Annotated in this window: 21 protein-coding genes and 2 pseudogenes; 11 read left to right on the top strand and 12 right to left on the bottom strand. The window is 66.7% G+C overall.

Annotated elements, in window-relative coordinates:
• Positions 1–623, bottom strand: a pseudogene (locus EV657_RS00005) (transposase); the annotation flags it as partial.
• Between the two features lie 452 nt (positions 624–1,075).
• Between EV657_RS00005 and EV657_RS00015 the strand changes: the two are divergent.
• Entirely contained in the window at positions 1,076–1,837 is a 762-nt protein-coding gene (locus tag EV657_RS00015; protein WP_134076764.1) for an APH(3') family aminoglycoside O-phosphotransferase, read from the top strand.
• Positions 1,838–1,907: 70 nt separating this feature from the next.
• Here the strand turns inward: EV657_RS00015 and EV657_RS21405 are convergent, their stop codons facing one another.
• On the bottom strand, positions 1,908–2,081 hold the full coding sequence (locus EV657_RS21405) for a hypothetical protein (RefSeq protein WP_166673608.1): 174 nt from the start codon (positions 2,079–2,081) through the stop codon (positions 1,908–1,910).
• 376 nt (positions 2,082–2,457) lie between these two features.
• A pseudogene (locus EV657_RS00025) lies at positions 2,458–2,553 on the bottom strand (IS5/IS1182 family transposase); the annotation flags it as partial.
• Between the two features lie 378 nt (positions 2,554–2,931).
• On the opposite strand from EV657_RS00025, the gene EV657_RS00030 reads away from it, so the two are divergent.
• From EV657_RS00030 to EV657_RS00040, 3 genes are all read left to right on the top strand, one after another.
• Entirely contained in the window at positions 2,932–3,273 is a 342-nt protein-coding gene (locus EV657_RS00030; protein ID WP_134076765.1) for a zinc ribbon domain-containing protein YjdM, read from the top strand.
• 482 nt (positions 3,274–3,755) lie between these two features.
• Entirely contained in the window at positions 3,756–3,962 is a 207-nt protein-coding gene (locus EV657_RS00035) for a cold-shock protein (RefSeq protein WP_075787603.1), read from the top strand.
• A 435-nt stretch (positions 3,963–4,397) separates the two neighbouring features.
• Positions 4,398–4,622: a DUF982 domain-containing protein gene (locus EV657_RS00040; protein WP_341800839.1), complete on the top strand. Its 225-nt coding sequence runs from the start codon at positions 4,398–4,400 to the stop codon at positions 4,620–4,622.
• A 339-nt stretch (positions 4,623–4,961) separates the two neighbouring features.
• On the opposite strand, the gene nhaA is transcribed toward EV657_RS00040, so the two are convergent.
• Positions 4,962–6,149 carry a Na+/H+ antiporter NhaA gene (nhaA, locus tag EV657_RS00045; protein ID WP_134076766.1) on the bottom strand — a complete coding sequence of 396 codons (1,188 nt, stop codon included), beginning with the start codon at positions 6,147–6,149 and terminating at the stop codon, positions 4,962–4,964.
• A gap of 116 nt (positions 6,150–6,265) precedes the next feature.
• Here nhaA and EV657_RS00050 point away from each other — a divergent pair, with 116 nt between their 5' ends.
• From EV657_RS00050 to EV657_RS00065, 4 genes are all read left to right on the top strand, one after another.
• Positions 6,266–6,883 (top strand): VOC family protein, encoded by a 618-nt coding sequence (locus EV657_RS00050; protein ID WP_134076767.1) that lies wholly within the window; start codon positions 6,266–6,268, stop codon positions 6,881–6,883.
• A 104-nt stretch (positions 6,884–6,987) separates the two neighbouring features.
• Entirely contained in the window at positions 6,988–7,671 is a 684-nt protein-coding gene (locus tag EV657_RS00055; RefSeq protein ID WP_075786170.1) for a molecular chaperone DjiA, read from the top strand.
• Entirely contained in the window at positions 7,668–8,699 is a 1,032-nt protein-coding gene (locus EV657_RS00060; RefSeq protein ID WP_134076768.1) for an endonuclease/exonuclease/phosphatase family protein, read from the top strand. The genes EV657_RS00055 and EV657_RS00060 overlap by 4 nt, the downstream gene beginning before the upstream one ends.
• 64 nt (positions 8,700–8,763) lie before the next feature.
• Entirely contained in the window at positions 8,764–9,147 is a 384-nt protein-coding gene (locus EV657_RS00065) for an AAA+ family ATPase (protein ID WP_134076769.1), read from the top strand.
• A 99-nt stretch (positions 9,148–9,246) separates the two neighbouring features.
• Here the strand turns inward: EV657_RS00065 and EV657_RS00070 are convergent, their stop codons facing one another.
• From EV657_RS00070 to EV657_RS00095, 6 genes are all read right to left on the bottom strand, one after another.
• Positions 9,247–9,675, bottom strand: coding sequence for a GFA family protein (locus EV657_RS00070; protein WP_134076770.1), 429 nt, complete (start codon positions 9,673–9,675; stop codon positions 9,247–9,249).
• A gap of 204 nt (positions 9,676–9,879) precedes the next feature.
• A complete protein-coding gene (locus tag EV657_RS00075) occupies positions 9,880–10,383 on the bottom strand; it encodes a DUF6653 family protein (protein ID WP_243837447.1) in 504 nt (167 codons plus the stop codon).
• 33 nt (positions 10,384–10,416) lie between these two features.
• The gene (locus EV657_RS00080) at positions 10,417–11,964 is read right to left on the bottom strand and encodes a Ppx/GppA family phosphatase (RefSeq protein WP_075786165.1); all 1,548 of its coding nucleotides are present in this window, start codon (positions 11,962–11,964) and stop codon (positions 10,417–10,419) included.
• Positions 11,965–12,019: 55 nt separating this feature from the next.
• Positions 12,020–14,188 (bottom strand): RNA degradosome polyphosphate kinase, encoded by a 2,169-nt coding sequence (locus EV657_RS00085; protein ID WP_134076771.1) that lies wholly within the window; start codon positions 14,186–14,188, stop codon positions 12,020–12,022.
• A gap of 40 nt (positions 14,189–14,228) precedes the next feature.
• The gene (locus EV657_RS00090) at positions 14,229–14,915 is read right to left on the bottom strand and encodes a P-loop NTPase family protein (protein ID WP_075786163.1); all 687 of its coding nucleotides are present in this window, start codon (positions 14,913–14,915) and stop codon (positions 14,229–14,231) included.
• Position 14,916: 1 nt separating this feature from the next.
• A complete protein-coding gene (locus EV657_RS00095) occupies positions 14,917–16,014 on the bottom strand; it encodes an AI-2E family transporter (RefSeq protein ID WP_075786162.1) in 1,098 nt (365 codons plus the stop codon).
• Positions 16,015–16,144: 130 nt separating this feature from the next.
• On the opposite strand from EV657_RS00095, the gene proS reads away from it, so the two are divergent.
• Positions 16,145–17,536, top strand: a complete 1,392-nt coding sequence (gene proS, locus EV657_RS00100; protein WP_113668272.1) for a proline--tRNA ligase — start codon at positions 16,145–16,147, stop codon at positions 17,534–17,536.
• Positions 17,537–17,898: 362 nt separating this feature from the next.
• Here the strand turns inward: proS and EV657_RS00105 are convergent, their stop codons facing one another.
• Positions 17,899–18,207, bottom strand: a complete 309-nt coding sequence (locus EV657_RS00105) for a hypothetical protein (RefSeq protein WP_113668273.1) — start codon at positions 18,205–18,207, stop codon at positions 17,899–17,901.
• Positions 18,208–18,586: 379 nt separating this feature from the next.
• Between EV657_RS00105 and EV657_RS00110 the strand changes: the two genes are divergently transcribed.
• Positions 18,587–19,867, top strand: coding sequence for a lipoprotein-releasing ABC transporter permease subunit (locus EV657_RS00110; protein WP_134076772.1), 1,281 nt, complete (start codon positions 18,587–18,589; stop codon positions 19,865–19,867).
• The gene (locus EV657_RS00115) at positions 19,860–20,537 is read left to right on the top strand and encodes an ABC transporter ATP-binding protein (RefSeq protein WP_075786158.1); all 678 of its coding nucleotides are present in this window, start codon (positions 19,860–19,862) and stop codon (positions 20,535–20,537) included. The genes EV657_RS00110 and EV657_RS00115 overlap by 8 nt, the downstream gene beginning before the upstream one ends.
• A 10-nt stretch (positions 20,538–20,547) precedes the next feature.
• Here EV657_RS00115 and EV657_RS00120 read toward each other — a convergent pair whose 3' ends face one another.
• A complete protein-coding gene (locus EV657_RS00120) occupies positions 20,548–21,501 on the bottom strand; it encodes a hypothetical protein (protein WP_134076773.1) in 954 nt (317 codons plus the stop codon).
• Positions 21,502–21,649 lie beyond the last annotated feature (148 nt).

Raw genomic sequence — 21,649 nt, forward strand, 5'->3', positions numbered from 1 at the left:
CCAGACATCGTTCGGGCCGACTGCTTCCTGGCGATCTTCCCGTAGCTTTGCCTTCACCCTGCGCTTCGGGTGCTTGTTGCGCAACTGAAGGCCTAACTCGTTGTAGATCCTGCGGGTCTTCTTCATGTTGATCACCCATCCTTCCCGTCGCAGCAGGACATGCACGCGGCGATAGCCATACCGCACACGCGTCTCGCAGATCTCCTTGATCCGCATCTCGACGGCAGCCTGGTCCGTCCGCCGGGACTTGTAGTGGTAGCTGGACGTGTCGAAGCAGATGGCCCCACAAGCCTTCCGGATCGACACGCCCCAGTCGACGCACATCCCGGTCACGATCTCTCGCAGACGCCCAGGCTTCAGAGCTTTCGGCGGATCACGTCATGCAACATCTCCCGATCGAGGGTCAGATCGGCCACGATCTTCTTCAGTCGCGTGTTCTCGTCCTCGAGCGCCTTCAGCCGACGCATCTCGTCCGGCAGCAACCCGCCAAACTTTTTCTTCCAGTTGAAGTAGGTCGCCTGACTAATGCCCGCCTTGCGGCAGATCTCCGCGACGGGCGTGCCTTGTTCCCCCTGCTTCAGGATGAACGCCTTCTGCGCTTCCGTGAACTTCGATGCCTTCATGCGTTTCCGCTCCTCTCCCAGCCAGGAAAGATTAGCCGAAAACTCCAGCTTCAAACGGTCCAGTTTTCAGGGAACAGAGCAATCCCGTGACCGGAACTTCTGGAATGCCCGCCTCGGGAGCGAAATATCGGGAGACGAAGCCCACCGGTACCTTCCCGCTATCCACCCCTCTCTGCCTGCGGTTGGACGCAGCGAGCGCGTTTTCGTCGCGCATTCACCTTGGAAACCTGCCTGAGCGCTTGGCCAGGGCTCAGATGCCCGCCATGATGCCTATGGCCTTGGAGACCAGTCTGGCCTGCTGGCGGTTCAATGGTCGCGATCTTATCTTCGTGTCCACGGAACCGACCGCAGGCCACACGACCCAACCCGAACCTGAGTTTTGAACCATCTGGAGGCGTGCTTTGCATCAGGACTGCGAGGCGAGATTTGGGGCCGCGGCCGAGGCGGCAGCCATGTTTGACGGGTTGTCCGGATATGTCTGGACCCGGAACAACATTGGAGAGTCGGGGGGCGAAGTGTACCGGCTTCACGGCAATCCCGGAGCGCCGGATCTCTACCTGAAGTACTGTTGGGGCGCGGAGGCGGGTAGTCTCCTCGATGAGGTGAGCAGACTTCGGTGGTTGGCAGCTCATCTTCGGGTTCCTGCATTGGTTGAGTTCAGATGCAGCGCCGACGAGGCGTGGCTGCTCATGGAAGCCTTGCCGGGCGAGACCGCTTATCAAGCCCTGCTGGCCCGCCCGGAGGAACGGGAGGTGGTGGTTGATGCGCTCGCCCGCTTTCTGAAGAAGCTCCACTCTATTCCGATCAACCAATGTCCGTTCAACAGCGGTCAGGCATACCGGCTCGGCCTTGCGCGTCAACGCCTTGACGCTGGACTGGTGGACGAGGATGACTTCGATGAGGAGCGGCGGGGCTGGAGCGCTTCGCACGTCTGGCGCGAGATGCTCCTGCTGTTGCCCCAAGCGCCCGATCTCGTTGTCACACACGGCGACTTTTCGCTTGATAACATACTCGTGGTTGGCAACGAAGTTGCCGGTTGCATCGATGTTGGGCGAGCAGGCTCCGCCGACAGGTACCAGGACCTTGCGATACTTTGGAATTGCCTCGGCGAGTTCGATACGTCACTGCGGGAAAGGCTCTTCGCGAGCTATGGCATGCCAGTCCCGGATTGGAGCAAGCTACAATTCCACCTCATGCTCGACGAGTTTTTCTGAGTGTCTTGAGTAAGTTCTTGAGCCGGCGCTGACGCACCGCCTTGCCCCGACCCGGAGGCGGGGGAAGCTTTCAGGCCCGGCGGCGCGTGACCGCCTCGCCGATCCGGAGCATCTGCCCCGCCGCGCCGAGATAGGTCACGCCCTCCCACGCGACCGAACCATGGCCCGTGAACATGTTCAGCTCGCCGCTGTCGAAGCGGCATTGCACCAGAAGCCCGAGGATCCGGTCGCCGCTTGCGTCCATTACAGCGCCTCACCTGCCGCACGACTTCCGCGATCTGTTCCGGGCTGGCATTGCTGCCCGCGACCGAGACATGCACATCGCCCATGCGCACCCCGCCGCCGCCCAGGCTCGCGACCCCGAGCTTGCCATTGCCAAGGCGGGACAGCGGCAGGATCGCCTCGGGGCCTGCCTCGCCCATGAGCCCGGTCGAGCCGCCCCTCATCGGAAAGAAGGTCAGCCGGTCGACCACGCCGCCCGCGGCAAAGGCCCGGACCCGGCCGCCGTCGAAGACATTGCCAAGGGCGCTGGCCGCCTTGGGCACTTGATGCCTTTTCGCGTGAGGCTGAAGGCACGGCCTTGACCGCATACCATCTGGGCGTGGGAACGGGCCAACGGCTTTGCGCCCGTTCGGGGCGCGGACGGCGAGTATGAAACCCTCGAAGAACGCCCATTCCTCGTCCGACATAAGATCTCGTGCCAAGCTGGTCTCCATCGCAGATGCCAGCTTGAATCATGCCCTACGCACGAGCGGAATCCCTTTTGTCAACACGACCTAGGCGAACGGCCACTTCGTCCCGCTCTCCAGACCTTGGCGGATCCATGGCATGCCGCAGCGGGGATGAACGGCCGCTTCCGTGATCCACTGACGGATCGGGCTTGGGGGACCGAACGACCGCTATCGGCAGCGAGCGTCCCTGGTCGCTTGGGGCGGGTCGCGTCGCAGCCGCGCCCCAGGACGTTCGACCGCATTGGGGCTGGGGAGTTCACCTTGGTCGCACTAGCTGCGACCGGGCAACTCGGGTCCTTGAAATCCTGATAGGGGGGAACCTCCGCTGTACACCGGACGTTCATGAGGCTATCGGCGTACCCCATGACCGATACATTGCCTCCATGCCCCGAATGTTCCTCGTCCTACGTCTATCAGGTCGATGCTCTGTTGAACTGCCCAGAATGCGGGCACGAATGGGTGCCCGATGATCTGGCCGACACCGCTTCCGATGTGCGTGACAGCGTCGGGAATGTCCTTGCCGACGGCGACACAGTTACCGTTATCAAGGACTTGAAGGTCAAGGGTTCTTCGTTGGTGGTTAAGGTCGGAACCAAAGTTCGGGGCATTCGGTTGGTCGACGGCGATCACGACATCGACTGTAAAATTCCAGGAATGGGCCAGATGAGCCTGAAATCTCAGTTCGTGAAGAAAGTTTCTGGGTAGGCCGCTGAACGCGAACCCCAGGCAGAACCTTTCTGGCCGGATTTGGAGCAACGGCATCACGAGACGACAGTTTCGTCCGCCCTCCGGATCTTGGCGGCCTGAGTGCATGCTGCAGCGGGGATGAACGGCCGCTTTCGTGAGCCGCAGGCGGTTCGGGCTCGGGGCGTCGAACGGCGGCTATCGGCAGGAATCGGGCCTCGGCAACGGGGGCGTCTGATCGGGTTCGGCGACGCCTTTGGTCGACACACGAGTACGACTTATGGCGCTGGCCCGGCTTGGGATCGCAAGCAGGGATCTCTCTTCCTTCCGCCTCGGGAAAAGAATCCTTGCATTAGCGCGCCATGGCCTCCATACAGCGTGCGCTGACGTTTTTTCTCTTCGAAATGCTGCTGCCGCTGACCCGGTTTCGGTTGATCGACTTGGATCGACTGTTGCCAGGCTGCCGCGATTCTGCGGGCAGCAATATCATGGAGAACACGGATATGGCCAATGGCACCGTGAAGTGGTTCAACGCAACCAAAGGCTTCGGCTTCATTCAACCGGAACACGGCAGCAAGGACATCTTCCTTCATATCTCTGCCGTCGAGCGTGCTGGCATCAGCCGCATCGATGACGGCCAGAAGGTGACCTTCGACGTCGAAACCGGTCGCGACGGCCGCGAGTCCGCCACCAACCTGGCGCTTGCGTGAAGCCATCGCTGTAACACCCGCTCGCGGGTGTTACAGGTTCGGGAGGGAAGCCTTGGGGCTCATGAAGCCCGCAGCGTTTCCGCCCGAAACGAAATGACAGCATGAGCTTCGGGATCCCGAAGTGCCCGGTTTGAGAGGGCGCAACCCGATGAGGATGCGCATAGTCTGCCGGACCCGGTGATGTACGAAGCGCACGGCATGCGCGGCTCCGCCAGCAGGGCGGGGCCGATCTAATCCGCCCCTGTCTCCGCTCAGATGTGCCGCGCAACCGATGCGCATGGCCGGATTTTGACCGGGTCGGGGCTGGTCTGTTCCCACTCTGTATTCGCGTCGCTCCCTGCCGGTTGGCGGGGCAATGCCTGCCCACATGTGGCGGCCGCAATTACCTGAAAAAGAAAGATTTTACGAATGATGGAAATTCAATGGGGACAACCCATGGTGCTGATGACCTCGCATGATGGCGATGTCGAGCGTTTCGGAACGATCGAGAAGGTCCGCTACTGGCTGCGTCGCAGATGGCCGGTTTCGGACAGGGCGCGGCACACCGCGCTTGCCAAGGTCGAGTCCGCGATGGAATGCATGAGTTCCGTTGAGGAGGCTCGGCGAGCCTTCCTCGTCGCAGCCCTCTCCGCCGGGTTCGCACCTGCAGGCGCGGAATAGTCTTCAGAGGGATCGGTGCGCTTCAGTGGCATCCGTCTGACCTTTTTCCGGCAGGGATCGGATGTGTCCTGGCGTGCGATCTGTGAGTGTCGTTTTCGCGATGCCGCGTCGTCGCTCGTAGCCCCCAGTCCGGGTGGCTGGCTGAGGAAAATGTGCGCCCGAATCCGTTTCCCGGGTTCACGGTATGTGCATGTGTTGTTCTATACAACTCGGGCGGTTAGAGCGCTGAGGTCGCGCGACCTTCCGGTGATTTAGGGTCTGGCGTCGGAAGGGACGGCTTGCCGTCTGGCCGATCGGTCCGCAGTCGCCCACGGACGGGCGACTGCGGACCGGGGACGGTCATCGGGCCGTGGCGACCTGCTTGGCCGTGGCCGGGCTCGCGATCAGGCGCAAGGCTGCATAGCCCAGAACCGCCGAGATCGCCGAGCCGCACAGCACGCCCAGACGGACGTCGTTCATCAGGGCCGGATCGCCAAAGCTGAGCGAGCCGATGAAAAGCGACATCGTGAAGCCGATCCCGGCGAGGCAGGAGAGCCCGTAGATATGGACCCAGCCGACGCCCTCGGGCAGGCGGGCGAGCCCGGACTTGACCATGGCGAAGGTCACCGCGAAGACGCCCAGCTGCTTGCCGATCACCAGCCCGAGCGCCACGCCCAGCGGCAGCGGCTGCAGCAGGTCCGACGGCGAGATGCCGGTCAGCACCACGCCCGCATTCCCGAAGGCGAAGATCGGCAGGATCAGGTACAGCACATAGGGCGACAGCGCATGTTCCAGCGCGTGCAGGGGCGATTTCCCCCATTTGTCGGTCAGCGGGATGCAGAAGCCCGTCACCACGCCCGCGATGGTCGCATGCACGCCCGATTTCAGCACGAAGAACCACATGATCGTGCCCAGCAGGATCATCGGCGCGATCCGGTGCGCGCCCCGGAGGTTCAGCCAGATCAGCCCGGCCAGCGGGATCAGCGCCAGGAACAGGTAGTCGACTTTCAGATCGGCGGTGTAGAACAGCGCGATGATGACAATGGCGCCCAGATCGTCGAGGATCGCCAGCGTCAGCAGGAACACCTTCAGCGCCGCCGGGACCCGGTCGCCCAGAAGCGCCAGCACGCCCAGCGCGAAGGCGATGTCGGTCGCGGCCGGAATGGCCCAGCCTGACAGGGTTTCGGGGGTGCCCCAGTTGAAGGCCGCGAAGATCAGCGCGGGCACCACCATGCCGCCGACCGCTGCCATCCCCGGCAAGACCACATCGGCGGGTTTCTTCAGCTTGCCCTCGCGCATCTCGCGCTTGAGCTCCAGACCGATCAGGAAGAAAAAGACCGCCATCAGCCCGTCATTGATCCACAGGATCAGGGGCTTTTCCAGCCCCTCGCCATTCAAGAGCACCGAGAAGGTCGCGCCGAGCGCGCTGTCATAGGCGGGTTGCAGCGAGGAATTGGCGACGATGAGCGCGGCCAGCGCCGCAAGCATGAGCAGAATACCACCAGAGGCTTCGTGGCCGAAAAACTTGTCGAGCGCGCGGAGCAGCATTGAACTTCCCGATTTTTACTGGATTGTCTGTCTGCCAGATGGGGTTCTGGCCTTGAGAAGTCAATTGCGGGTGGGGCGATCCGGCCCCGAAACCGCCGCAAAACGCGGGACATGCGATGCTCGAACTCGATCATCTGGCCATTGCGGCGGCGACGCTGGACGAGGGCGTGGCCGCGGTCGAGGCCGCGCTTGGGGTGCGTCTGGCCGCGGGCGGGCGGCATGAGGCGATGGGCACCCATAACCGGCTGCTGCGGCTGAGCCCCGCGCTTTATCTCGAGGTGATTGCCATCGACCCCGAAGCGCCGCCGCCCGGCCGGGCGCGCTGGGTCGGGCTCGACCGGTTCGAGGGGCGGCCGCGCCCCGCCGCCTGGGTGGCGCGCACGTCTGACCTTGGGGCCGCGCTTGCGCGGGCGCCTGCCGGGTCGGGGCGGCCCATGGCCGTCGCGCGCGGCGATCTACGCTGGCGGATGGCGGTGCCCGAAGACGGAGAACTGCCCTTCGGCGGGCTCTTCCCTGCGCTGATCGAATGGCAGGGCGATCTGCATCCGGTGGCGATGCTGCCCGATACCGGGTGCCGTCTGGTGGGGCTTGAACTGTACCACCCGCGCGCGGACGACCTGTGCCACGCCCTCGAAGGCCTGCTGGACGATCCGCTGGTGGCGGTGCATCCGGGGCCGGAACCGGCGCTTCGGGCGCTAATCGACACGCCCCATGGGCGCCGGATTCTCGAATGATGGCGAATATTTGCCGAAAACCGGCGGGGCTTGCCGCAGCGACACCGTCAGGGCGGCCGAATGCCCGACCTGACTCTGCCGCGCTGGCGGGCTAAGCTCTGCGCATGTCGCTCTGGTCCCGCATCGCCGACGCTTTGTCCGCCCTTGCCAAGGGCGAAGGCCTTGCGGCCGTGTTCGACCGGCTGCGCACCGCCCCCGAACGCACCGTAGCTTTCACCATCGCGGTGATCGCGCTGGGCGCCAAGATGGCCAAGGCCGATGGCCGGGTCACCCGCGACGAGGTGACGGCCTTCCGCGAGGTCTTCACCATCCCGCCGGGGGAAGAGGCCAATGCGGCCCGGGTCTTCGATCTGGCCCGGCAGGACGTGGCGGGCTTCGAGGATTACGCCCGCCGTATCCGCCGCATGTTCCGCGAGACCGAGGCGCCGCTTTGCGACCTGATGGAGGGGCTTTTCTTCATCGCGCTGGCCGATGGCGACTATCACCCCGACGAGGATGCCTTCCTTGCCCGGGTGGCCGAGATCTTCGGGCTGACAGACCGCCAGTTCCGCACGCTCCGTGCCCGCTTCGTGCCCGACGCGGTGCCCGATCCCTATGCGGTGCTGGGGGTCGATCCCGAGGACGATCTGGACGCCATCCGCAAGGTCTGGCGGGCCGAGGTCCGCGAGACCCATCCCGACCGGATGCAGGCGCGCGGCGTGCCCGAAGAGGCGATCAAGCTGGCCGAACGGCGGCTGGTGGCGGTCAATCAGGCCTGGGAGGCCATCGTCGCGGAACGCGCGGCGTGAGGATCGCCACCTACAATGTCGAATGGTTCAACGCGCTTTTCGACGATGCGGGCGCGCTTCTGGACGATGACGGCCCATCGGGGCGGCACGGGCTGACGCGGCATGCCCAGATCGAGGCGCTGGGGATCGTCTTTACCGCGCTCGACGCCGATGCGGTGATGGTGATCGAGGCACCCGACCAGAATGGGCGGCGCGGCACGGTGCGGGCGCTGGAAGGTTTCGCGCAGGCCTTCGCCCTCAGGGCCCGGCGCGCGGTGATCGGATTCGCGAACGACACCCAGCAGGAAATCGCGCTGCTTTACGACCCCGACCGGCTGGAGGCGCGGCACGACCCGCAGGGGCTGCCCACCGGCCGCAAGGGCGCGCGCGAGGCGCCGCGCTTCGACGGGGTGTTTCGCTGGGACGTCGATGTCGATGCCGCGCCGGACCTCATCCGGTTTTCCAAGCCGCCGCTGGAACTGGCGGTCGAAACCGCCTCGGGCGCGTCGCTTCGGATGATCGGGGTGCATGCCAAGTCGAAGGCGCCGCACGGGGCGCGCAGCCCCGAAGAGGTGATCCGCATCTCGATCGAGAACCGCCGCAAGCAACTGGCCCAGTGCATCTGGCTTCGTCAGCGGGTCGAGACGCATCTTGAGGCGGGCGAGCCACTGATCGTGCTGGGCGATCTCAATGACGGGCCGGGGCTCGACGAATACGAAAAGCTGTTCGGCCGCTCGGGGCTCGAGATCGTGCTGGGGCAGGACGGGCCGCCCGACCGGCGGCTTTACGACCCCCATGCGCGCGCGGCGTTGCAGGGGCTTCTGGCGGCGCAACCGGCCTCGGCGCGGTTCTACGTGCCTGCAACCGGGCGCTATCTGTCGGCGCTGCTCGACTATGTACTGGTCTCGCCCGATCTGCGCGCGCGCGCTCCCGTCTGGCGGATCTGGCATCCCTTCGACGACCCCGAGCTTTACCGGGTGCCCGAGCTGCGCGAGGCGCTGTTGACCGCCTCGGACCATTTCCCGGTCAGCCTCGACATCGCGCTGTGACGCGCCCGCGACCCGATGTGCGCAGCCGGTTCATTTTCCGCCGCGCGGCGCCTATACTGGGGCCATGACTCGTCTGGCCGCCCATGCCCCGCTGATCGCCCTTCTGCTGGCCCTGTCGCTTGCGGCACCGCCTGTCGCGGCCCAGGACGGCGCGCCGCTCGACGGCACGGGCGGGGCCAACGATCCGGGCGATCTGGATAAGGGGCTCGATCTTCTGGGCGAGGGGATGCGCAAGCTCTTCAAGGGGCTCGGCGACGAGATCCAGCCCCGGATGAGGGACTTCGCCGAGGCCGCCGAACCGGTGCTGTCGCGGTTGATGGACCTGATCGACGATCTCGACGCCTATCAGATGCCCGAGCGTCTTCCGAATGGCGATATCATCATCCGCCGCAAGCCCGACGCGCCGCCGCTGGCAGATCCCGATCACGCCGACGACATCGAGATCTGACGCCTCGCTCTGACGCCTCGGCCGAAGGGAAGGCGGCCGCAGGCGGGAAGGGCGCCGGAACCCGGGCGTCCCGGCGCCCCCCCGTCGGCCCGCCGCCCGTCAGGACGGCTGGGGCCAGACGAAATCGGGGCGGAGCCCCTCATAGACCGGCCGCCCGTCATCGGGTTTCGCCACCCCGGTCGCGGGGTCGTAGAAGGCGTGATAGGTCGCGGGCATCTCGGCGCTGGAGCCCATCAGGTTCGGCACCACGGCGCGGATGCGCCCCTGCTTGTCGTCCAGCATGATCGGAGTGCCGCATTCCTCGCAGATGCAGATTTCCAGCGGCCCGTCCGGGTTCCGATCGTTGAAGGGCACCCGCTTCATCGGCCCGCCCTGGGCGGCAAGATCGCCATGCCTGAAGAACACCACATGGGTCGTGGGCTGGCCGGTCACCCGCTTGCAGACCGAACAGTGGCAGGTGTGGTTGTCGATCGGGTCGTGGTCGGCATGGGCATGCACATGGGCGCATCCGCCGTCATAGCTGGACATCGGGTCATCTCCTCCCTCGGGGTCCGATCCGGTCGGCGCACATGTGGCAAGGCCCGCGACATGCGCGAGGCTCTGGCGTCCGCAGCCCCCCGGCCGAACCGGTCCTCCATGCGGAAAGAGCTCTCCGCACATTCCGAGCCTAAGCCCGAGCGGCCGGTCCGGTCGATACCGACTTCCGTCTGTCCCGGTGGCAGGAGGGACGGCTCAGCCAGGCGGCAATCCGGGCGCGCCCGCATCGCGATGTACCCAGACCATCCGGTCGAGCAGCCAGAGCTTTGACAGCATCGCCACCGCGAGCCCGGCAGCCGTGGGCGCGGGTGCCAGCAGGGCAAGCCCGGCCAGAAGCAGACCAAGACCCAGCGCCCCCGCCAGGCCGAGCGCGCGGACCATCGGGCGGTGATGCGCGAAGGCGGGGTCGGTTCCCTGCGTCAGCCAGATCCGCTCGCCTAGCACCCCCCGCGACATCCAGGACCCGGTCGAGGCGGGCGGCGGGAAGAGGCGGGGATTGGCCCAGGTCCAGACCAGCACCAGCGCCAGCGGTGCCAGTGCGCCCCAACCAAGCCAGATCCGGCTCCAGGCGGCAACACTCAGAAGCGGCAGAACCGACAGGCGCGACCAGCCGCTCCAGGGATTGGCATGGCGCGCCCAGGCGGCATCGTCCATAGCCATCAGCCGTGCCGAGGCGCGAAAGACAAGATCCCTGCCCATGCTTCCGGCCTCCTCTGGCCTGCGCCGCGCCGCTCAGTGGCGGCGGACGCGGACGCTGGTTTCGACCCCCAGCGCCTTCGCGAGCGAGGCGAACCGCGCCTCGGCCACCTCGCCGAACAGGGCCTCGGACCCGGCGGCGAGGATCAGTTCAAGTTGCTTCTTCTTGGGGTAATGACGCAGCTCGGCCAGGCTGTCGGGCGCCTGCAGCGAGAACATCGCACCGAAGCGCATCGCCTTGCCCAGCACCTCGGCCTGGCGGATCTGCTCGGGCTCGAGCAGCGCGAATAGCGGCTCGAACCGGCTGCCCGCGCGGCTGTTCTTGTAGCGATGCAGCAGCGACACCCCCAGAAACACCCGCTCCCAATGTTCCAGCCCGCCCAGATTGGCCTGGGTCGCGGATTCGAAGCAGACCTCGTGGCGATAGTCGGGATGGGCGCGCCAGGCGGTGTCGTGCAACAGGCAGGCGGCGCGGATCAAACGGCGCTTTTCCGGACCGGCCGCGCCGAACAGCGGCAGGATGAAGTTGTAAAGCCGGTTGCCGAAGCCCGGAAGCCGCGCCGAGGTCTGTTCGGCAAAGCGGCAGGCCTCGATCAGCGGGTCGCGGGCGCGCAGATCTGCGGGCATCTGTTCGAAAAGCAGCCCCTCGCGGATGCCGTAGCTCGACACCGCGATCTCGCGCGGGCGCAGATGGGCGACAAGCTTCTTCAGCACCTGCGCCGCATAGGGCACCAGCGCCATGCGGTCGGGCGAGGTGCCGGTCCTTTGGCGCAACGCCTCGGTATCCGACGTGGCGATCCAGTCGATGGTTTCCGACAGCGAGCTTCGCGTCATCCGGTATTCGTGCAGCACCGTCAGCGGATAGCCGCGCCGTTCCATGTCGAGCCGGGCTATGGCGCGCCAGGACCCGCCGACGAGATAAAGCCGGGGCGGCGCGATCGGCATCGGCGCGGCCAGACGCTCGATCTCCTGCCCGATATAGCGGTCGAGCCCCTTCTTGCCGCCCGGCACGTCGCGCAACTTGAGCGGGCCCAGAGGCGACGTGCCGCGCTGTCCGACGATGCCGCCCTTCAGCTCCGCCAGCTCCATCGAGGACCCGCCGATGTCGCAGACGATGCCCTCGGCGCCGGGCCAGCCCAGAAGCACCCCCTGGGCCGACAGCCGCGCCTCTTCGGTGCCGTCGATCACCCAGATCTTCAGCCCGGTGGCGCGTTCGATCTCGGCGCGGAATTCGGGGCCGTCCTCGGCGTCGCGCATGGCGGCGGTGGCGACCACGGTCAAGGGCGCGGCGCCCATCGCTTCGGACAGGATCTCGAAGCGTTTCAGCGCGGCCAGCGCCCGGCGCCGCCCCTCGGGCGACAGGCGGTTGGTTTCGCTCAGGCCCGCGCCGAGCGCGCACATGACCTTTTCGTTGAAGAAATAGGCGGGGCTGCGCGCCGCGCCGTCGAACACCACCATCCGGACCGAGTTCGACCCGATATCGACGACGCCGACGCGCGACAGCGCACGGGCCTCTGGCCCGCCGAACAGCGAGCGTCCGAAAGGATCCCATGCCTCGGGGCGATCCTCGGCCTGTCCGTCCATGAATTGCCTCTCCTCGGGACCGCAGGGGGACTCTGCCAAAACTGGCGAGGTGGGGTCAATCCTTGACCTTCGCCAGCTGCCGCACATCGGCCGCCCCGGCCGAGCCCCGCCCCGAGAGCGAGGCATTCTCCATGAAGAAGCGGTGGCAGTTGAAGGCATCGGGTCCCGCTTCGGCGCGCACGAAGCTGCCATCGGGCTGCATCACCCAGCTTTGCGCCTCGTCGGCGAAATTCGCGGTCATGATCTGGTCGGTGATCTGTGCCTTGACGGTGGGGTTGGTGCATTCGACCAGCGTCTCGACCCGGCGGTTGAGGTTGCGGCCCATCCAGTCGGCCGACGAGATATAGACCCGGGCGCGGTGCGAGGGCAGGCCATGCCCGTTGCCGAAGCAGACGATGCGCGAATGTTCGAGGAACCGGCCGATGATCGACTTGACCCGGATATTCTCGGACAGGCCCTTGATCCCGGGCCGAATGCCGCAGATGCCGCGCACCACAAGCTCGATCTTCACGCCCGCGCTCGAGGCCGCGTAAAGCGCGTCGATCACGTCGGATTCGATCAGCGAGTTCATCTTGGCCCAGATATGCGCGGGCCGCCCGTTGCGGGCATGGTCCGATTCCTCGGCGATCCGCTGCATCAGCGTCGATTTCAGCGACAGCGGCGAGATCGACAGGTTCTCCAGATGGGCGGGCTCGGCATAGCCGCCGACATAGTTGAAGACCTTGGTCGCGTCGCGCCCCAGAGCCTCGTCGCAGGTGAACAGCGACAGGTCGGTATAGATCCGCGCGGTGATCGGGTGGTAGTTGCCGGTGCCGAAATGGGTATAGGTCACCAGCTGGTCGCCCTCGCGCCGGACGACCGTGCTGATCTTGGCATGGGTCTTGTAGTTGATGAAGCCATAGATCACATGCGCGCCCGCACGCTCCAGCCGACGCGACTGGCGGATGTTGGCGGCCTCGTCGAAGCGCGCCTTCAGCTCGACCAGCGCGCTGACCGACTTGCCGTCCTCGGCCGCCTCGCACAGCGCCTCGACGATGGGCGAGTTCTTCGAGGTCCGGTAAAGCGTCTGCTTGATCGCCACCACGTTGGGATCGCGCGCGGCCTGCTGCAGGAAGCGCACCACCATGTCGAAGGTCTCGTAGGGGTGGTGCAGCAGCATGTCCTTCTGCCGGATCGCGGCGAACATGTCGCCGTCATGGTCCTGGACCCGTTCCGGCACGCGCGGCGTGAAGGGCGGCCAGAGCAGGTCGGGCCGCTCGTCGATGACCAGTTCCTTCAGATCGGCGACGCCGATGATGCCGCGCACCTCGATAACTTCTTCCTCAGTGATGTGCAGCTCGCGCATGATGACCGAGCGCAGCTGTTCGGGCGCGCCCGCCGACAGCTTCATGCGCACCACCTCGCCGCGGCGGCGGCGTTTCAGCGCCACCTCGAATTCGCGCACCAGATCCTCGGCCTCGTCCTCGACCTCGAGGTCGCTGTCGCGCAGCACCCGGAAGGTGCAGCTTCCGACCTCGCGATAGCCCGGGAAGAGCGAGCCCAGATGCACCAGCAACAGCTCTTCCATCGGCAAGAAGCGCTGCTGGCCATCCTCGGCGGGCAGCCGCACGAAGCGCTGGATCTGGTGCGGGATCGGCAACAGCGCCTGCAGCGGATGGCCGTCGCGGTCGCGTTCAAGCTGGAGCGCCAGGCAGAAACCCGTGTTGGGGATGAAGGGGAAGGGATGCGCCGGGTCGATCGCGAGCGGCGAGAGCACCGGAAACACCTTCCGCAGGAAATAGTCTTCCAGATGCGCGCGGTCGGCCGCGGTCAGCCGCGAGCGGGTCAGGATGTGGATGCCCGCATCCTCCATCTCGCGCTTGAGCTTGTTCCAGGCGGTCTGTTGCGATTGCAGGAGCTTGCGCGCGTCGCGGTCGATCAGCACCAGCTGTTCGGCGGGCGTCAGCCCGTCGGCCGCGGGTACGATATTGCCCTTCTTGGCCAGCTCGCGCAGGCCCGCGACCCGGACGGTATAGAATTCGTCGAGGTTCGTCGCCGAAATCGAGACGAAGCGCACCCGTTCCAGCAGCGGCACCCGCGGGTTCGACGCCTCTTCGAGCACCCGCCAGTTGAACCCCAGCCAGGACAGTTCGCGGTTATAGAACCGCTTGGGGCCGATCCGTTGGGGTTCGGGGATCTCGACCGGTTCGGGGAACGGGGCAACGAGGAAATCGGCTTGGGTCATGGCGGGCTTATGAGCAATCACTGTGACGGATGCATGACAGTTAATCATCCCCTCCGGGGCCGTTGTCCAGCACCTCGCGGGCCAGGCGGGGGCCGGGCTTGCGGCGGCTGGCCAAGGCCTCGCGGTCGATGGCGGCAACGGTCTCGGCGGCGGCGGCGAAGGACCGTTCCATCCGGTCCACCAGATAGCCGATCAGGTCGGGGCTGACGGCGATCTGGCGGTCTGCGAACAGCTTGACCAGCACTGCGGCCAGCAGCGTGTCGTCGGGCGGCTCCAGATGGGCGGTGGCGGCGGCCTGCACCCGGCTGGCCAGATCGGGCAGGCACAGCCCCCAGTCGCGCGGCGCCCGGCGCGCGGTCATCAAGAGCGTGCCGCCCTCGGCCGCCAGAAGGTTGTGCAGATGAAAAAGCGCATCCTCGGCCTGTCTGCGGCCCGCGATCCGGTCGGCATCCTCGACCGCCACGGCCCCGGCGGCCGCCAGCGCGGGCAATTCGGCCTGCGGCAGGTCGCGGGCATGGATCACCTCGGCCGAGGCGAGATCGGCCCAGACATGCACCAGATGGGTCTTGCCCGAGGCCTCGGGGCCGATCAGCACCAGCTTGCGCGCGGGCCAGTCGCGCCAGGCGTCGATCTGCTGCACCGCCAGCGCATTGGGCGGGGCCACGAAGAAGGCGGCCCGGCCGCGGGCCGGACGCACCGGAAGCTCGAGGGCCAGTTGCCGTACCATCTCAGGCCGCGTCCTCGTCGCTGTCGGGGGCGGGCGCGTCGTCGCGCCCGGCCATGCCCCGGTAAAGTCGGCTGTCCATGTATTGGGCGATGAAGAATCGGGTCAGCACGCCCAGAGCCGCCGCCACCGGCACCGCGGCCAGCAGCCCGACGAAACCGAACAGCGATCCGAAGGCCGACAGCGCGAAGATCAGCCAGACCGGATGCAGCCCGACCGACCCGCCGACGAGCTTCGGCGTCAGGATATGGCCCTCGATCTGCTGGCCCGCGAAGAAGATGCCGCCCGCGATGGCGATCATCCACCACTCGCCCCAGAACTGGAACAGCGCGAGCCCCAGCGCCAGGACGCCGCCGACCACCGCGCCAACGTAAGGAATGAACGAGATCATCCCGGCGACGAAGCCCACGATCAGCCCGTAATTCAGCCCCAGCAGGCCCAGCGCCACCGCATAGAAGACGCCCAGGATCAGGCAGACCGTACCCTGGCCGCGGATGAAACCCGCGAGCGTCCGGTCGATCTCGCCCGCGAGACGGCGGATCACCGGCGCATGGTCGCGCGGCAGAAGCCGGTCGACCTCGGCCACCATCCGGTCCCAGTCCATCAGCAGGTAGAAGGTGATGACCGGCACCAGCACGACCAGCACCACCATGTCGACGATGCTGACGACCGAGGTCAGCACCCCGTTCAGAAGCTCGCCGCCCTTGGCCTGCACCGCCTCGCCGATGCCCGTCAGGGTCTTTCGGACGGTCGAGCCGTTATCCGCAAGCGACGGGAAGCGTTCGGTCAGGAAGGCATGCAGATGGCTGGCGAGATCGGGCGCGGCATTGACCAGCGCCACCGCCTGTTCGATCATCGAGGGCAACACCAGCAGTGCGCCCAGCACGAAGATCACCAGCGCGCAGAGCGTGATCGTGACCGTCGCGCCTACCCGCGAGAACCCCGCCCGTTCCAGCCGGTCGGCCACCGGGTCGAGGAAATAGGCAACCGCCATCCCCACCAGGAAAGGCATCATCACATCGCCCAGCAGCATCAGGATCAGCACGATCGCCGCAGCCGCGATGCCCCAGTATTTCGCCTGTGCCCGGACCGGCAAGCCCATCCGCCCTCTCCCGTATCGGTTGCAATCCGTCTTCGCCCAGACCGGCCTGCCTTGCAAGGGCGGCGCTTGTCTGGCCGTCCGCGATGACATAGGAGGGCAGGGACGTCAATTCACGAGGCCCGACCCGAAAATGCGCCTGTCCCGCTATTTCCTGCCCGTCCTGAAGGAGACCCCTTCCGAAGCCCAGATCGCAAGCCACCGGCTGATGCTGAGGGCGGGAATGATCAAGCAGGCCTCGGCCGGGATCTATTCCTGGCTGCCGCTGGGCTTCAAGGTGCTCAAGAAGCTCGAGGCCATCGTGCACGAAGAACAGATCCGCGCGGGTCATATCCCGATGCTGATGCCGACGCTGCAATCGGCCGATCTTTGGCGCGAGAGCGGGCGCTATGACGCCTACGGCCCCGAGATGCTGCGGATCCGCGACCGTCACGACCGCGACATGCTGTACGGCCCCACCAACGAAGAGATGATCACCGACATCTTCCGGTCGCATGTGGGCAGCTACAAGGACCTGCCGCTGACGCTGTACCACATCCAGTGGAAATTCCGCGACGAGGTCCGCCCGCGCTTCGGCGTGATGCGGGGCCGCGAATTCTACATGAAGGACGGCTACAACTTCGATATCGACTATGACAGCGCGATCCATGCCTATAACCGGCACATGGTCAGCTATCTGCGCACCTATGAACGGATGGGGCTGAAGGCGATCCCGATGCGCGCCGACAGCGGACCGATCGGCGGCGACGACACCCATGAATTCCTGGTGCTGGCCGATACCGGCGAATCCGAGGTCTTCTATGACAGTGCGATCCTCGATCTGACCTTCGGCGACCGGAACGTGAACTACGACGACCGCGCCGAATGCGCGCAGATCGTCAAGGAATGGACGACGCCCTACGCCCGCACCGACGAAACCCATGACGCGGCGCTTTACGAGGCGATCCCCGAGGCGCGGCGGCGCAGCTCGCGCGGGATAGAGGTCGGCCAGATCTTCTATTTCGGCACCAAGTATTCCGAACCGATGGGTGCCACCGTCGTCAACGACAAGGGCGAACGGGTGCCGGTCCACATGGGCAGCCACGGCATCGGCGTCTCGCGCCTGGTCGGCGCGCTGATCGAGGCCAACCATGACGACCGGGGCATCATCTGGCCCGAGGGCGTGACGCCCTTCCATTGCGGCATCGTCAATCTCAAGCAGGGCGATGCCGAGGCCGATGGCGCCTGCAAGGGGATCTACAAGGCGCTGTCCGACAAGGGGCTCGAGCCGCTTTACGACGACCGCGAGGAACGCGCCGGCGCCAAGTTCGCGACCATGGACCTGATCGGCCTGCCCTGGCGGATCACCGTGGGCCCGCGCGGGCTGAAGACCGGCGTGGTCGAGCTGACCTCGCGCCGGACCGGCGACAGCGAAGAGATGAGCCCCGAAGCCGCCGTGGCGAAGATCGCCGAGATCTACGCGCCCCACCGGACCGGGTCGCACTGGGAGCCGATGGCGAAATCGAGCTTCCACACCTGGCTCTGAACGGCGGAGGCGGAGGTCCGGGTTCGGGGGGCAGCGCCCGGATCGTCGAAATGAAAGCCGGCGCGTGTAACGGGCGTGCCGGTTTTATTTGTGCCCGGCGGGACCGGGACGCGCGGATCGGCGCTCCGCCTGGCTGGTCGATGCGCGAGGGGGCCGATGGCTTGCGGGATCGAGGCGGAAATCGGCCTCAAAAGCCCGTCGAAGCCGGAGTTTGGTCGGGATATCCCTCTCGGTTCACGATTGCTCCCCCGGTCCGATAGTGCGGCCCGCCAGAGCCTTGAGGCCGGGGCCTGTTCAGGCGGGGGCCAATTTTCGTACATTAGAAACAACAGATTGCCGTTGGGCTGGACGCGGAAGCCGGATCAGCGCAGGGCGAACCCCGCGATCAGCCGTTTTTGTGCCTCGCGAGCGCCAACGATCTTGCCGTTCTCGCGATAGTTGATAAGTCCGAGACGCCCGGGATGCGGCAGCCTCCGGATCCCGATCCGGTCCGGCAGGTTCAGATACCGCGCGCTTGTCCAGGCCTGCCGCCCGAGAAGCAGCACCAGATCCACGCCCGCCTCCAGAATGAGCCGACGGTTATAAGCGGCGCCCTCCTTCAGCAGCCGCGCGGGCCGACTGGCCGGGCCATCGTACCAGGGAATGGCGTTCATCGGCAGATAGGCGGACAAGGGAATGCCGTTGGCCTCCAGAGCCTGGCCTGCAAAGGGTCGCGCTCGGATCGCCGTTCAGAACCCCGATTTCGCCGGTCTTCTGGGCGTTGCAGCCCGATCCGGGAAGGGTGCCCGGGTCTTGCAGGATGGCGCCCAGCCGGTAGGGGCCAGAATGATAGGGCGCGATCCTCGGGATCACGCGCGGCGCGTCGGACAGGGCAGTCGTCATCGGCAGGCGGGCCTTTTCTGCGACGCGGACAAGCGCGTCCCTGGCCCGGGAAGGCCCGCCATGGCCCGCGCCCATCAAGCCTTCACGAACGCGCGGGCGTTCCGGCGCGGCCTTGACCCCGATCCGCAAATCCTGCTCTTTGCGCCCGGAACGCCGACCGGAGAGCCCATGACCGCCGCCCCCTTCGCCCGCTTCGAATGGATGATCGCCTGGCGCTATCTGCGCGCCCGCAAGGCCGAGGGCGGGGTCAGCACCATGACCTGGATCAGCCTGCTGGGCATCACGCTTGCCGTGTTTGCGCTGATCGCGACGCTGGCCGTGCGCTCGGGCTTTCGCGAGGAATTCGTCGATACCATCCTCGGCGCCAATGCCCATGTCACGGTCTATGCCGCAAGCGAGGTGAACGCCGTCGGCGTACGGACCCGCACCATCCCCGATTACGAACCCATCGCCGAAAGGCTGCGGACGGTGCCCGGCGTGACCCGGGTGGCCCCGCTGATCAAGGGGCAGGTGATGGCGGCCGGGCCCGGCGGCACCGCGGGCGTCGAGGTCTTCGGCATCGCGCCCGCCGATCTGGCCACGATCCCGCGCATCGCTTATCCCGAGGCGCATGCGGGCACGCTCGACCGCTTCGCCGAGGGCATCGCCATCGGTTCTGGCGTCGCGCGCGAGCTGGGGGTCGGCATCGGCGACCGGGTCCGGCTGATTTCGCCCGACGGGGTCAAGACGCCCTTCGGCACCTCGCCCCGGGTCAACGCCTATGAGGTTACCTACATCTTCACCGCCGGGCGCTACGACATCGACCGCACCCGGGTCTACATGCCCTTCGCCGAGGCCCAGAGCTACTTCAACCGCGAGAGCGTCGCCGACGAGTTCGAGGTGATGGTCGCGGACCCCGAACATGTCGACGACCTGACCTCGGCGCTTTTGCGCGCGGCGGGCGACCGGGCGCTGATCTGGAGCTGGCGCGATGCTTCGGGGTCCTTCCTGCGTGCGCTCGATGTCGAGGACAACGTGATGTTCATCATCCTCTCGATCCTCGTGCTGATCGCAACCATGAACATCGTCTCGGGGCTGATCATGCTGGTCAAGAACAAGGGCCGCGACATCGGCATCCTGCGGACCATGGGGCTGTCCGAGGGCTCGATCCTCAGGGTATTCTTCATCTGCGGTGCGTCGGTCGGGCTGGCGGGGACGCTGTTCGGGGTGATCCTCGGCTGTCTTTTCGCGATCTATATCGACCCGATCTTCTCCTTGGTGAACTACGTGTCGGGCGGGGGCGTCTGGGACCCGTCGATCCGGGGCATCTACAACCTGCCCGCCAAGCTGGAACTGCAGGACGTGCTGTCGGCGGTCCTGCTGTCGCTGGGCCTGTCCTTCGTCATCACGATCTTCCCGGCCCGCCGCGCGGCCCGGATGAACCCGGTCGAGGCCCTGCGGTATGAGTGATCCTGTCCTGAGCCTCGACGCGGTCGAGAAATGTTATAATCGCGGCCTTCCCGGCGAGGTCTCGGTGCTGCGGGGCGCCTCGCTGTCGGTGGCGCCGGGCGAGGTCGTGGCCCTGGTCGCCCCCTCGGGCGCGGGCAAGTCGACGCTTCTGCATATCGCGGGGCTGCTCGACACGCCCGACAGCGGCGCGGTGCGGATCGCGGGGGCCGACATGACCGGGCAAAGCGACCGCCGCCGCACCGCCGCACGCCGGGCCGATATCGGCTTCGTCTATCAGTTTCACCACCTGCTGCCGGAATTCACCGCGCTGGAGAACATCCTGCTGCCGCAGATGGCGGCGGGCACGCCCCGCGCGGCGGCCGAGGCGCGGGCGATGGACCTTCTGACCCGGGTCGGCATCGCACCCCGTGCCGCGCACCGTCCGGCGGCACTGTCGGGGGGCGAACAACAGCGCGTGGCCTTCTGCCGGGCGCTGGCCAACCGTCCGCGGCTGCTGCTGGCCGACGAGCCCACCGGCAATCTCGATCCCGGCACCTCCGATACCGTCTTCGGGGCGCTGATGGAGCTGGTGCGCGAGACCGGACTGGCCGCGCTGATCGCGACCCATAACCTCGATCTGGCCGCGCGGATGGACCGGACCCTGCATCTGGAGGCCGGACGGCTGGTCTGAAGGGGCTGGCTCAAAGGGTCGGGGGACCGATTCCGCCGAGGAAATGCCCGATGGCGTCGCAGAGCGCCGCGGTTTCTGGCAAGTCCGGCGGACAGAGCGCGAAGGCCCCGGCCAGTTCGACCCCGATGAAGAAGGGCAGGTGCAGCGCCCGTTCGCCCGCCGGAATCGCCGGAATCGGCGCCAGCAACGCATCGAGATCGGCGCCATGGAAGCCAAAGCGGATATCTCCGGTCTCGGCGCGCGGGTGACCGGCGCGCAGCGCCACCAGAAACCGCGCGGTGTCGCGAACCAGCTGCATCCGGCCCGGGTCGCCCGATGCCAGCCCATAGACCGCGCCGTCGCGCAGAAGCAGGTTGCGCGGCCGAAAGTCGCCGCTCCAGCGGGCCTGGGTGATCGGCCGGCCCGCGACGGTCGTCAGAAGCGCCTCGAGCCGGTTCGACAACTCGTCCGCCAGACGCCGGTCGGTCGGCTGGGCCCGCTTGGCGGCCAGTTCCGCGCCGCGCCGCCGCAGCCAGTAACGTCCGCCAAAGGAAAGCCGCCGCCGTTCGGTCGAGACCAGATGGGCCAGCCAGCCACCGGCGCGCCCGATCATCTCGTCGCGCTCGGGCCCGGCCAGCGCCTGGCACATCGGACGGCCCTCGGTCAGGCGCTGCACCGGAAGCCCCTTGCCGGGCCAGGCCGCGACCCGCGGCGGCACCCGGACCGGGTCGTGTCCCATATGAAGCGCCAGACGCTGCAGGTCGCGGTGGAACGCGTGGGCGCGCTCGGGACCCTTCGCGCCGCGCAGCAGGGGCAGTTCGGCCGGGTGGCCGTCTTGGCGGCCGACAAAGACAGCCTTGCGCGCATCGGTCCCGGTCACCCGCTCGATGGCGAAGCGGGCGAAGCCGGGGCGGCGCGCCTGGGTCTCCTGCTCCTCGTGCGGTGCATCCAGAAGGCATTCGAGCCCGAATGTACTTCGCGCCATGCGGGACTCTTCGCGCCAAAGTGATGTTTCGTCAATGATCGGGTGCGCGGCAGCGCGAGACCCGGACCCGGGTCGCGTTGAGCCCGGAGGACCGAGGCGGTATGCTTGGCCGCGATCCGGCGGGGGCCTGACCCGCAGGACGCAGAAC

This window comes from Rhodovulum visakhapatnamense, from assembly GCF_004365965.1.
GTDB lineage: Bacteria > Pseudomonadota > Alphaproteobacteria > Rhodobacterales > Rhodobacteraceae > Rhodovulum > Rhodovulum visakhapatnamense.